General features: G+C 69.4%; 15 protein-coding genes. 8 read left to right on the top strand and 7 right to left on the bottom strand.

Annotation, left to right across the window (positions count from 1 at the left end):
• Positions 1-5 precede the first annotated feature (5 nt).
• From sucD to purH, 5 genes are all read left to right on the top strand, one after another.
• Complete coding sequence (gene sucD / locus NWFMUON74_RS31340; protein ID WP_187685315.1) at positions 6-920, top strand: succinate--CoA ligase subunit alpha; 915 nt, start codon at positions 6-8, stop codon at positions 918-920.
• A 353-nt stretch (positions 921-1,273) separates the two neighbouring features.
• The gene (locus tag NWFMUON74_RS31335) at positions 1,274-2,371 is read left to right on the top strand and encodes a DUF5336 domain-containing protein (RefSeq protein WP_187685314.1); all 1,098 of its coding nucleotides are present in this window, start codon (positions 1,274-1,276) and stop codon (positions 2,369-2,371) included.
• A 160-nt stretch (positions 2,372-2,531) separates the two neighbouring features.
• Positions 2,532-4,016: a cell division protein PerM gene (locus NWFMUON74_RS31330; protein ID WP_187685313.1), complete on the top strand. Its 1,485-nt coding sequence runs from the start codon at positions 2,532-2,534 to the stop codon at positions 4,014-4,016.
• A gap of 90 nt (positions 4,017-4,106) precedes the next feature.
• A complete protein-coding gene (gene purN / locus NWFMUON74_RS31325; RefSeq protein ID WP_187685312.1) occupies positions 4,107-4,739 on the top strand; it encodes a phosphoribosylglycinamide formyltransferase in 633 nt (210 codons plus the stop codon).
• Positions 4,736-6,298, top strand: coding sequence for a bifunctional phosphoribosylaminoimidazolecarboxamide formyltransferase/IMP cyclohydrolase (gene purH / locus NWFMUON74_RS31320; RefSeq protein WP_187685311.1), 1,563 nt, complete (start codon positions 4,736-4,738; stop codon positions 6,296-6,298). The genes purN and purH overlap by 4 nt, the downstream gene beginning before the upstream one ends.
• Positions 6,299-6,584: 286 nt before the next feature.
• On the opposite strand, the gene NWFMUON74_RS31315 is transcribed toward purH, so the two are convergent.
• From NWFMUON74_RS31315 to rpmB, 5 genes are all read right to left on the bottom strand, one after another.
• Entirely contained in the window at positions 6,585-7,046 is a 462-nt protein-coding gene (locus NWFMUON74_RS31315; protein WP_187685310.1) for a hypothetical protein, read from the bottom strand.
• An 84-nt stretch (positions 7,047-7,130) separates the two neighbouring features.
• Positions 7,131-7,385: a 30S ribosomal protein S18 gene (rpsR, locus tag NWFMUON74_RS31310; RefSeq protein ID WP_187685309.1), complete on the bottom strand. Its 255-nt coding sequence runs from the start codon at positions 7,383-7,385 to the stop codon at positions 7,131-7,133.
• A gap of 71 nt (positions 7,386-7,456) precedes the next feature.
• Positions 7,457-7,762, bottom strand: coding sequence for a 30S ribosomal protein S14 (rpsN, locus tag NWFMUON74_RS31305; RefSeq protein ID WP_187685308.1), 306 nt, complete (start codon positions 7,760-7,762; stop codon positions 7,457-7,459).
• A gap of 3 nt (positions 7,763-7,765) precedes the next feature.
• The gene (gene rpmG, locus NWFMUON74_RS31300; protein ID WP_187685307.1) at positions 7,766-7,930 is read right to left on the bottom strand and encodes a 50S ribosomal protein L33; all 165 of its coding nucleotides are present in this window, start codon (positions 7,928-7,930) and stop codon (positions 7,766-7,768) included.
• Entirely contained in the window at positions 7,930-8,166 is a 237-nt protein-coding gene (rpmB, locus tag NWFMUON74_RS31295; protein WP_187685306.1) for a 50S ribosomal protein L28, read from the bottom strand. Before rpmB ends, rpmG begins: the two co-directional genes overlap by 1 nt.
• 142 nt (positions 8,167-8,308) lie before the next feature.
• Between rpmB and mrf the strand changes: the two genes are divergently transcribed.
• From mrf to rpmF, 3 genes are read left to right on the top strand one after another with little or no spacing between them, the layout of a single operon-like run.
• Entirely contained in the window at positions 8,309-9,646 is a 1,338-nt protein-coding gene (mrf, locus tag NWFMUON74_RS31290; protein WP_232110699.1) for a ribosome hibernation factor-recruiting GTPase MRF, read from the top strand.
• A gap of 4 nt (positions 9,647-9,650) precedes the next feature.
• The gene (locus NWFMUON74_RS31285; protein ID WP_187685305.1) at positions 9,651-9,941 is read left to right on the top strand and encodes a type B 50S ribosomal protein L31; all 291 of its coding nucleotides are present in this window, start codon (positions 9,651-9,653) and stop codon (positions 9,939-9,941) included.
• 3 nt (positions 9,942-9,944) lie between these two features.
• Positions 9,945-10,118, top strand: a complete 174-nt coding sequence (rpmF, locus tag NWFMUON74_RS31280; RefSeq protein WP_187685304.1) for a 50S ribosomal protein L32 — start codon at positions 9,945-9,947, stop codon at positions 10,116-10,118.
• A 70-nt stretch (positions 10,119-10,188) separates the two neighbouring features.
• Here rpmF and NWFMUON74_RS31275 read toward each other — a convergent pair whose 3' ends face one another.
• Positions 10,189-10,413, bottom strand: coding sequence for a hypothetical protein (locus tag NWFMUON74_RS31275; protein ID WP_187685303.1), 225 nt, complete (start codon positions 10,411-10,413; stop codon positions 10,189-10,191).
• A 339-nt stretch (positions 10,414-10,752) separates the two neighbouring features.
• Positions 10,753-11,742, bottom strand: coding sequence for a glycoside hydrolase domain-containing protein (locus NWFMUON74_RS31270; protein ID WP_187685302.1), 990 nt, complete (start codon positions 11,740-11,742; stop codon positions 10,753-10,755).
• Between the last annotated feature and the right edge of the window lie 275 nt (positions 11,743-12,017).

The following is a 12,017-nucleotide window of genomic DNA, read 5'->3' as shown; positions in this document are numbered from 1 at the left end:
GTCAAATGTCTATCTTCCTGAACAAGGACTCCAAGGTCATCGTCCAGGGCATCACCGGCGGCGAGGGCACCAAGCACACCGCGCTGATGCTCAAGGCGGGTACCCAGGTCGTCGGCGGCGTCAACGCCCGCAAGGCCGGCACCACCGTCTCGCACACCGACAAGGACGGCAACGCCGTCGAGCTGCCGGTGTTCGGCGGCGTCGCCGAGGCCATCAAGGAGACCGGGGCCGACGTCTCGATCGCCTTCGTGCCGCCGAAGTTCGCCAAGGACGCCATCATCGAGGCCATCGACGCGGAGATCCCGCTGCTGGTGGTCATCACCGAGGGCATCCCGGTGCAGGACACCGCCTACGCGTGGGCCTACAACGTGGAGAAGGGCAACAAGACCCGGATCATCGGCCCCAACTGCCCCGGCATCATCACCCCGGGCGAGGCGCTGGTCGGCATCACCCCGGCCAACATCACCGGCAAGGGCCCGATCGGCCTGGTCTCCAAGTCCGGCACCCTGACCTACCAGATGATGTACGAGCTGCGCGATTTCGGCTTCTCGACCTCCATCGGCATCGGTGGTGACCCGGTCATCGGCACCACTCACATCGATGCCATCGAGGCGTTCGAGAAGGATCCGGAGACCAAGCTCATCGTCATGATCGGCGAGATCGGCGGCGACGCCGAGGAGCGGGCCGCGGCCTACATCAAGGCCAACGTGACCAAGCCGGTCGTCGGCTACGTCGCGGGCTTCACTGCCCCGGAGGGCAAGACCATGGGCCACGCGGGCGCCATCGTCTCCGGTTCGTCGGGCACCGCCGCGGCGAAGAAGGACGCGCTGGAGGCCGCGGGCGTGAAGGTCGGCAAGACGCCGTCCGAGACCGCCGCTCTGGCCCGGGCCATCCTGGAGAAGGCCAGCGTCACCGCCTGAGCCACGGCGACACGCTCGAAGGCCGCCTCCCCCGTCTTGGGAAGGCGGCCTTCGATATTCGGCACCTCGTCCCGGCATGCTCTTGGCCGGAACGACGGGAGGGGCTCAGGGTGCGGGCAGCAGGTGGCACAGGCCGAGTGTGCGCACCACCATGCAGAACATCTCGTTCAGATCCATTCGGATACCTCCGTTCGCCTCGCTTGCCTCACGATTCGGGCGGGCTGCGGGTTCACGGCGGGATCTGCGAGGATCGGCCGGGATGCGGTGCCCGTGACCAGGCGGCTCGATTGCAGTAGCGTCAGTGAGGGCATCCAGCCGTGTAGACCATGAAGGACTCGATAGGAGACGACCACATGTCATACCCGACCGGGGGCTCCGGGTACAACGCGCCCGCACCGACGCCCTCCTCCGCGCCCAGCTTCGGCCAGACGGGAAGTAGTGCCGGTGCTGGATCCGGCGCGACGGAGTCGAGTGGCGCGAGTGCCAAGGGGCTGCCGTTCTTCTTGACCGTGGGTGTCGCGGCGCTGGGCGTCATCAACTTCCTGCTGGGATTCACCGCCTTCGCCTCGACGAAGGCCCAGGATCTCGGCATGGGCGTCAAGACCGAGGCGCAGTCGGAGACCTTCTTCAAGGCCGTCGGCATCTCGCCGCTGCTGGTGTTCCTGCTGCTCGGCGGTCTGCTCGCGGCCCTGTCGCTGCTGCCCAAGCAGAACTGGGTCGGTGCGGCCGCCGCGGCCAGCGCCGCCGGTTTCCTGGGCCTGCTGTTCCAGTCGTTCAGCCTGCCCGACGAGATCAGCCTGGCGTGGGGCGCCTGGGTGGTGCTGTTCCTGGGCCTGGTGCAGACCGCGGCCGCGGTGGTCGCGGTGCTGTTCGAGTCCGGCATCCTGTCGGCACCGGCGCCCAAGGCGGCGACCGCGGGCGGGTACGGCTACAGCCAGCCGGGCCAGCAGTCCTACGGTCAGGGCCAGTCGGGGCAGGCGTACGGTCAGCAGGGGCAGCAGTCCTACGGCCAGTTCGGCCAGCCGGGCTACGGTCAGCAGGCGCAGGGTCAGCAGGCGCAGGGTCAGCAGGCGCAGCAGCAGCAGTCCTACGGTCAGTACGGACAGCAGTCCTACGGCCAGCAGGGCCAGTCGCAGTACGGGCAGCAGCCCTCCTACGGGCAGCAGCCGAGTCAGCCCGGCCAGTACGGCGGCGGCCAGCAGTACGGCGCGCAGCCGGGGGCGCAGTCGCCCTACGGTGCGCAGCCGCAGCGCCCGCAGCAGCCGACCGGCGACGAGAACGCCACTCAGCACATCTCGGCGCAGCCCGGTCAGCAGTACGGCTCGCTGAACTTCGGCCAGAGCGGGCAGTCCGGGCAGAGCGGGCAGGCCCAGCCGTTCGGCGAGAGCCAGGCGTCGAACCCGGCCGCGGACGCCACCAAGGCGTTCCGCCCCGAGGACGACCAGAAGTAACAACGCGTATCGGCGAGTCGGGCCGTGCCGTATCCGGCGCGCCTGACTCGCCGACGCGTTTCGAGCTGTCACGCTGAATCCTTGTGAGCGAGTTGTCCGGTGGCCGTGGCGCGCGGCCGTGGCCGGTCGTTCGAGGCCGAGCGTCCGGCAAGGTGGTGTCATGAGATCGTCGCCGTCCCGCACGCCGCCCGAGGACACCGTCTTTCTCTCGCTGAGCCCGGAGCGGGCCAAGATCCTGCTGTTCATCGCCGCCCGCACGGCCAGCTTCACGATGGTCACCGTGGTGGTGCTGGTCCTGGTCACGTTGTGGGCGGCCGACAGCGGTATGACCGGCGCCTCCGGGGCGATCGCCGCAGGCTGGCTGGGCGTGCACCAGGTTCCGCTGGTGATCGGCAAGACATCGCTGGGACTGCTGCCGCTGCTGCCGACCGCGCTGATGCTGTGGTCGGTCGCGCGGGACTGCGCCCGGGCGGTGGAGCCCGACGCCTCGCGCGCCGATCTGGGCTGGATCGTCGGTGCCGCGCTGGCCGGGCCGCTGTTGATCACCGCGGTCTGCCTGGCCGTGGCCGAGGACGCATCGGCCGTCGTGGCGCTGCAGCCGCCCGCGACCCTCGCGGCGTTCGGGTGGGTGCTCGGGCTGCATCTGGTCGCCGCGGTGGCCGGTATCGCGAGTCGGCCGAATCCCTTGCGCGAGTTGGCCTTCGCCTATCTGCCGGAGTGGGTGGCGCCGGGCGCTCGGGCGGCGCTGCGGGCGGGCGGGCGGCTGCTGGTGGTGGCGACCGCGCTCACGCTGCTCTCGTTCCTCGCGCACTGGTCGCGCATCGGCGACACCTACGACGCCGCGGGCAACGTGGCCGGTGTGCTGGGTCTGACGCTGCTGTCGGTGGCGTATCTGCCGAATGTGGTGATCGGCTCGGCGGCCGTGCTGCTCGGCGCGCAGGCGCATATCGGCGCGGGCGGACTGAGCGTCTTCACCGTCTCCGGTGCGCCGGTGCCGGGCCTGCCGGTTCTGGCCGCGGTACCGTCCGGCCCCGCCGCCGGATGGTGGCCGGTGCTGCTGGTCGTCCCGCTGGTACTCGGCGTGCTGAACGGAATCGACTGTGCCCGAAGCTCTTACGATGAGGCGCGGGCGCCGTGGGCGACGCTGACGGCGGCGGGGCTGGCCGCCCTGCTGGCCGTCGTCTTCGGCGGTCTGGCGGGAGGTGTGGTCGGGTCGTTCGGCTACCTCGGCCCCGCCCTGCTCCCGGCGACCGTGCTGTTCTTCGCGTGGCTGGCGATTCCCGGGTATGCCGCCCTGTGCTACGCGCGGCGGTTCCGGCCGGACATCGCGCCGTCGGCGTTCGGATACGACGATTACGCGGCCGACGACAGCTATGCCGACGACAGCTATGCCGAGGACGACTACGCCGACGGTTACGCCGAGAGCTACGCCTACGACGAGCGCGGGGCCGGGTACGGCGGCGACCGGTACGCCGGTTACCGCGGCGATGCCGAGGTGGTCGAGGGCGAACTGGTCGAGGAGCAGCGCGCGCTGGGCGGCCGGTTCGGTCCCGGCGCCGGCTTCGCCGACGAAACGGCCGACATTCTGGACGCCGAAGTGGTAGAGGCGGACCTGCCCGAAAGCCGCCGAACCGACGGTCGTTAGGCTCTACCGCGGTGGTACTTCGTTGCCGCCGCCTCCTGTAGCCCCCGACACGCAGGGAGTAGAGCGCTGACGACCCCGCCCGCCCGCCTGGTGCCTCCGACGGCGCCCGCGACCGTCGTCGTACTCGCCTCGGGCGCCGGGTCGCTGCTGCGGTCGCTCGTCGAGGCCACCGGCCAACCGGACTACCCCGCGCGTGTGATCGCCGTCGGCGTCGACCGGGCCTGTGCCGCAACCGAACACGCCGAAGCCGCCGGAATCCCGCATTTCCGGGTCGCCGTCGCCGACCATCCCGATCGCGCGGCCTGGGACGTGGCGCTGACCGCGGCGGTCGCGGCGTACGAACCCGATCTGGTGGTGTCGGCCGGTTTCATGAAGATCTTCGGCCCGGCGTTCCTGGAACGCTTCGGCGGCCGGACCATCAATACCCATCCCGCGCTGCTGCCGTCCTTCCCCGGCGCGCACGGGGTGCGCGACGCGCTGGCCTACGGGGTGCGGGTGACCGGTTCCACCGTCCACCTGGTCGACGCCGGTGTCGACACGGGGCCGATCCTGGCGCAGGAGGCGGTGCCGGTGCTGCCCGGCGACGACGAGACGACCCTGCACGAGCGGATCAAGGTGGTGGAGCGACGGTTGCTGGCCGAGGTGGTGGCCGCCGTCGCGACCCGAGGCATTGTCTCCGATGGACGAAAGGCAGTTATCCCAGATGAGCGAGTTCTCCGGTGAGTGAGCGCAAGCCGATCAACAGGGCGCTGGTCAGCGTCTACGACAAGACGGGACTGGTCGAACTCGCCACCGGGTTGCACGCCGCCGGCGTGGAACTGGTGTCGACGGGCTCGACCGCGGCGTGCATCGCCGACGCCGGTATCCCGGTGACCAAGGTGGAGGACCTGACCGGATTTCCGGAAACCCTGGACGGCCGGGTCAAGACGCTGCATCCGCGGGTGCACGCCGGCATCCTGGCCGACCTGCGCAAGCAGGAGCACGCCGACCAGCTGACCGAACTCGGGGTCGAGGCGTTCGAACTGGTGGTGGTGAACCTCTACCCGTTCACCGAGACCGTGGCCAGTGGCGCCACCGCCGACGAATGCGTCGAGCAGATCGACATCGGCGGCCCGTCCATGGTGCGCGCGGCGGCCAAGAACCACCCGTCGGTGGCCGTGGTCGTCGACACCGGTGACTACGACGACGTGCTGGCCGCGGTGAAGTCCGGCGGCTTCACCCTCGCCGATCGAACCGCGTTGGCAGCCAAGGCATTCCAGCACACCGCGAGTTACGACGTGGCGGTGGCGAGCTGGATGACGAGTGTGCTCTCGGCCGATCCCGCTGCCGCGCAGCAGTTTCCGGGCTGGGTGGGCGGCACCTGGACCCGCGAGGCGGTGCTGCGCTACGGCGAGAACCCGCACCAGTCCGCCGCGCTGTACGCGAACAACGACGGGCGCACCGGGCTGGCGCAGGCGACGCAGTTGCACGGCAAGGAGATGTCGTACAACAACTACACCGACGCCGACGCCGCCTGGCGAGCGGCGTGGGATCACAGCGCCGCCGCGGTGGCTATCGTCAAGCACGCCAACCCCTGTGGCATCGCGGTCGGCGCCGATATCGCCGAGGCGCACCGCAAGGCGCACGCCTGCGACCCGGTCAGCGCGTTCGGCGGTGTCATCGCGGCCAACCGGGAGGTGACCGTGGCGATGGCCGAGCAGGTCGCCGAGATCTTCACCGAGGTGATCGTGGCCCCGGCCTACGCCGACGGCGCGGTGGAAGTGTTGCAGCGCAAGAAGAATGTGCGCATCCTGGTGGCGGGGGAGCCGCGGCGCGGCGGCGTCGAGCTGCGGCCGATCAGCGGCGGCGCGCTGCTGCAGCAGTCCGACATCGTCGACGCCGAGGGCGACGACCCGGCCAACTGGACCCTGGCCGCGGGCGCGGCCGCCGACGCGGCGACGCTGGCCGACCTCGAATTCGCTTGGCGCGCATGCCGAGCCGTGAAGTCGAACGCGATCCTACTGGCGCACGACGGCGCCTCGGTGGGTGTGGGCATGGGACAGGTGAACCGGGTGGACGCGGTGCATCTGGCCGTGCTGCGCGCCGGTGATCGCGCCAAGGGCTCGGTCGCGGCGTCTGACGCCTACTTCCCGTTCCCGGACGGGCCCCAGCAGCTCATCGCGGCGGGTGTGAAAGCCATTGTGCAGCCGGGTGGTTCGGTGCGCGATCAGTTGACCATCGACGCGTGCCGCGAGGCCGGTGTGACGATGTACCTGACGGGCGCGCGGCACTTCGCCCACTGAGATCACCCGCGAAAGCCGAAGCCCTGCACGGAATCACGTTCCGCGCAGGGCTTCGTCTCATCCAGCCACCGGGCCTTCCTCATCCCGGCACCCGGGTTTCGCTATCCCAGCCGGGGCGGGGAGCGAGTAAGGGTGGCTTGTGCCAGGGAACGTATCACCGGTCACATGGCCATTGTGTCAGATCATTTCGCTATAAATGCAGCACGGGTCGAGGAAGTGATGTACATCACAAAGAAACTTCTGTGTGAGACCTTCATTTGTTCTTGCATTTGTGCTTTCGCCGTTTTCACCTGGCGCTGAGCACTTTTCGATCACCGAGCGGTTGTTTCAGCGGCACCTCGAGCGTGCCGAACACGGCGATCATCGTGCACATCCGACCGGCTGCCTCCGGCAGCGTGCCCGCGCGCAGTTCGACGGTGACCGTGCTGTCGGTCTCGGTGGTGGTCGCGTCCACGCCGTAGCACTCGGGCGAACCGATCTGGAAGTCGACCGCGATGCGGTCCGATGCGACCCGGCTCCAACTGTCGAACGGGATCGGCCGGGCGCCGGTGATCGCCGGGTTCGCGGTGAACATCCGGCCGGGCTGGGGCGGACTCTGCTCGGTGGGAGTGCTCGGGCCCGAGGAGGTGGTGGTGCTCGTATCCGCTTGCGCGCCATCGTTGTCGGCGCCACCGCACGCCGCGGCGGCCAAGGTCGACAGCACCGCGGCCGCGACGGCGAGGCGACGTGGTCCCGAGATCGGTTTCATGGCCGTTCACCCTAGCGGGCAGCCCGAGCCCCCCGGCGCGTCGACACCGGGGGGCTCGGGTGGGACTCTGATTGTTCGGCCGGGCTAGCGGCTGGTGAACGGCAGCAGCGCCATCTCGCGCGCGTTCTTGACCGCGATGGCGACCTGCCGCTGCTGCTGCGGGGTCAGTCCGGTGACGCGGCGGCTGCGGATCTTGCCGCGGTCGGAGATGAACGTGCGCAGCAGGTTCACGTCCTTGTAGTCGACGATCTCGACCCCGGCGGCGATGAGGGGATTCTTCTTCGGGCGGCGCGCCTGCTCGGCACGGACCTTCTTCGACGGTGCTCGCTTCACGGCCATGTCAGTATCCTTTCTCGGCATGCGTTCCGGGCCCGGCGTGGGTACGCAAGCTGCACGAGATCTGCGGTGGTCTACCAGCTCGATTTGTGCACACCGGGCAGCTCCCCCCGGTGGGCCAGCTCGCGCACACGCACGCGAGAGAGACCGAACTTCCGGAGATGACCACGTGGGCGTCCATCCGTGGCGTCCCGATTGCGCAATCGTACCGGACTGGCATCGCGCGGCAGCCGTTGCAGGGCGGCCCGCGCGGCGGCCCGCTGTTGTTCGGGAGTCGTGGGCTTGCGGATCAATTCCTTGAGTTCCGCCCGCCGCTCGGCGTACCGGGCGACCACGACGGCGCGCTGCTCGTTACGAGCGATCTTGGACTTCTTCGCCACTGGTCAGCGCTCCTCGCGGAAGTCGACGTGCTTGCGGATGACCGGGTCGTACTTACGGATCACCATGCGGTCGGGGTCGTTGCGGCGGTTCTTGCGGGTGACGTAGGTGTAGCCGGTGCCGGCGGTGGAACGCAGCTTGATGATCGGCCGGATCTCGTTGCGGGCCATCAGATCTTCTCTCCTTGCGCGCGCAGCCGGGCGACGACCGCCTCGATGCCGTCGCGGTCGATGGTCTTGATGCCCTTGGCCGAGACGGTCAGCGTGATCCGGCGGCCCTCGCTGGGCAGGAGGTAGGTCTTGCGCTGGATATTGGGATCCCAGCGGCGGTTGGTCCGCCGATGCGAGTGCGAGACGGACTTGCCGAATCCCGGCTTGCGACCGGTCACCTGGCAGTGAGCCGACATAGGAGCCTCCTGTATCCGATGGCGGTGCTCCCGGGCCGGGACCCGTCGCCCACACCGCAATGACAATCATTTTCGACAACAGTCGCTCGACACTGTAGCGTGGGCCTGCGGTAAATGAAAATCATTGTCGAAAGGGGTTCCGGTGCTGTCTCATCCCGACCGCCGCACGCCCGTCGTCCTGCTGGCCGGTTTCGACGGCCTGCCGACGACCGGCGTGGATCACCTGGCGCGGATGCTGCGGGACACGCCCGGCACCGTCGTGGTCCGGCACGACCTGACCGAACTGCACGAGGGCATCGTCCGCCGCACCGTCTCCTACCTCCCGCTCGGGGACCCGACGGGAGAGACGATTCACCACCGCACCGTGCACGAGCTGGCGCACGGGTGCGTTTCCTGCACGCTGCGGGCGGATCTGCTGCCGCTGCTGTGCCGGTTGGCGGCGCGAGATTCGGTACGGCGCATCGTGATCGCGCTGGATCCGGCGTTCGAAGCGGAGGCGGTGTGCCATGCGATCGCGAATGTTCCGGTCGCCGGAGTGGTGGGCCGCGTGGATGGTCCGGCCGGTCGCGATGTGCGGGTCGAGGCCGTGGTCACCTGCTTGGACGCGCGCGGCTGGCTGGCGGACGCGCTGAGCGAGGAGACCCTGGCCGACCGCGGCCTGGCCGACGCCGACGACGATCGGACGGTGGCGCAACTCGCCGTGGGCCAGGTCGAATTCGCCGATGCCGCAGTGGTTCTGGGCGCGGACGGCGCGCTCGACGCCGACCGGGCGCGGCTGAGCGCCGTGCTGGACCGGCTGCTGCCGCAGGCGCCGCGGGTGTGGGCGAACGATCCGGAGGCGGTGGATGCCGAGCGGATCGAGGCGTTGCTCACCGAGATCCCGGCGGACTCCCGGCGCGGCCGCCTGTTCGACGCGCACGCCCCGCTGCTGCGCGGGCAGCCGCCGCTGGACACCGACCACGGCGTGACCCTGATCGAGTTCGCCACCGACCGTCCCTTCCATCCCGTCCGCCTGCACGAGGCACTGGACGTGCTGTTCGACGGCGTGGTCACCGCGCGCGGCCGGATCTGGCTGGCCACCCAGCCCGACGAGGTGGTGTGGCTGGAGTCGGCCGGGGGCGGGCTGCGCGTCGGTTCGGCCGGGCCGTGGCTGGCGGCGATGTCACCGCGCGAACTGGCCGCCGCCGACCCGGACCGGCGGGCGCTGGCCGCGCTGCGCTGGGACGAGCAGTTCGGCGACCGCGACATCTCGCTGGTCATCCTCACCTGCGACGGCGATGCCGACGAGATTCGCCGCGCGCTGCACTGGGCGCTGGTCGACGACGCCGAACTGCTGCTGGTGCACAGCGCGCCGGAATTGGTGGCGCAGTGGGAGGACCCGTTCGGCGAGTGGCATGCGGACCCGTGCACGGACGGGACCGAGTCCGACCCGGCATCCAGCGCCTCGCCGACCGGCGAGCAGCGCGCGACAGAAAGGTAGGGCCATGAAGGCAGGAATCCATCCGGATTACCATCCGGTCATCTTCGAGGACGTGAGCACCGGCAAACGCTTCCTCACCCGTTCCACCGCGACCGGCACCCGGACCGCGGAGTGGACCGATGGCAACAGCTATCCGCTGATCACCGTCGATGTCACCGCCGACTCGCACCCGTTCTGGACCGGCGCGAACCGCGTGCTGGACACCCAGGGCCGGGTGGAGAAGTTCGAGCGCAAGTACGGCCGGCGGCAACGCGGCGGTTCGCCGTCCGCCGCACCCGAACGCGGGGAGGGCTAGGTCGTGGCGGTTCCCAAGCGGCGGATGTCGCGGGCGAACACCCGCAGCCGGCGAGCAAATTGGAAAGCGACGCCGCCCGACCTGGTGCCGGTCAGTGTCGGGGGCGTCACCTATCGGGTGCCGCGGCGACTGGTGGCCGCGGTGCGGCGCGGTGTGCTCGACCCGGAGCGGCTGTAGGAGTAGACGACCGCGGCCACCGCGATGATCACGGTGGCCGCGGTACTCGTGCCGGGAGGTTGCCCGGCGCTCAGCCTTCCTTCGCGGCGAGGTCGGCGAGCGCGGCCGCGAGCCGGAAGTACTTGTTGCCGGCCAGATCGGCGACGGTCTTGATGCCCAGCGCCTCGAGCAGTTTGGCGTCGTGGCTCGCGGTGAGCCCGGCCAGCGCCGACGGCGGTGCGGCGAGCACTTCCTTCAGTTCCTTGTTCTCGTACGCTTTGTCGAGGACCTTGTCGAGGGACACGGTGACGGCCATCGGAATCTCCTTGGGAGCGAGTCGTGTTCGTGCCAGCTGACGATAACTCGAAGTGTGCCCGCCGGGGTGGGTATTGGCCGATTCGGGTCGATACCGTCCAGTCGTTACAGCTGTGACCAGTCGTATGACCGTGTGTCCGGCGATTGCGTTGTGGTAACTGATCGGCGAATTACCTACTGGTAGTTCGTTTTTGAGCGATGAAAAAGTCGCGCCGAAGTGATGCTTTCGTGGCGTTGCCCCGGTACGCTCGTCCCCGAGGGCGGGTTCTTCCGGGAAATCGGGAGAACCCGCTCATCGCCACTCTCGGCCCGGTTGGGCAGGCGTCTCGCACGCCCCGCGCTATTGCTTTGCGCCCGTTGCCGGTTGGGTCGTGTGCTGTGGGCGCTCCTCGCCGCGGCCGGGTAGCGGGAGATCGGCCAGCAGCGCCTCGAACCGGGCCAGCTGGTCTCCGACCAGTTCGGCCGGGCCCTGCAGCAGCGACAGCGGCCACGGCCAGTGATGTCCGGACAGCCGCTCGATCTCCTTTTCCAGCTCCGCGACCGTCGCCTCCAAGTCCCCGATCTCCGTGCGCAATTCGGCGATCTGCGCCAAGGCCGCCGCCACGCCGTCGACCAGCGTCCGGTTGCGGCCGTCCGCGCCGGTGCCCAGCTGTGGCCACCCGGCCAGCCCAGGACCGCGCTGCTGGATCTGGATATCGCGCAGAATCGCGTCCTGCTCCGGCGTCAACTCTCCTACCTCCTGGTCGAAATCCCATTGGCCGAAATCGTCCGCCTCGGCCTCGTTCACGTCGCAGACCACCCCGCCGACCACCACCTGCCGCCGCGTCTGACGCAGGTGCCGACGGGTTTCGACATTGCTTCCCGACCAGGCGTCGGTCTGCCACGCCCAGCGCGCGGCGCCGGCGTCCAGCGCCCGGCTCACCGGCCAGTATCCGCCGTAGATGCCGACCCATTCGCGCCCGAGCACGGTCGCCGCGCCGTCGAGATAGGCGTTGATCGGAAGCTGTTGGGCGGGTGTGGCATCGAAGTCGACCGAGAAATAGACGGGCCGGTCGGTGCGGCCGCCGCACCGCAGCACCTGGGCCACGGCGGCGCGGGCGTCGGTGACCCCGGCCTGGAAGCCATCGAGCATCCGGGTGGCGGTGGTCTCCCAGTTCGAGACGATCGAAACCTCGTGGGCGCGCAGATCCGCCGCCTCCTCGGTGGTGAGGAGTTTGCCGGGCAGCGTCGGGCCGCCGGGGGAAAGGTAGCGGACCGCGAAGTCGAAACCAGCGGCGCGGATGGCCTGGCCCCCGGGCCTGCCGGCGGCATAGTCCAAGCCGAAGCGCATGGCTCTCACTGTAGTGCCGGGCGAGGTCGGGTCAGACTGGTTCGGTTCGGCGACAACGGGTCTCGGGGAGGCGCCGCGGTAACGCAACTCACAGCGGAAAGAATCGGACATCGACCCCGGTCCCTAGCGGGGAGTTTGCTGAATTCCTTTGCGGTCTCTTTACGCACCTGGAGACGTCTGTCGATTCTTTGACACATTCTGTTACGAATCCGTAATAGCTTGGGGTGAACCTACTGACGGGTTCCCAAGGGGCCTGCGCGCCGGAGGTTGGTGGC

The organism is Nocardia wallacei, from assembly GCF_014466955.1.
GTDB lineage: Bacteria > Actinomycetota > Actinomycetes > Mycobacteriales > Mycobacteriaceae > Nocardia > Nocardia wallacei.
This window is presented reverse-complemented; position numbering and strand designations above follow the sequence as displayed.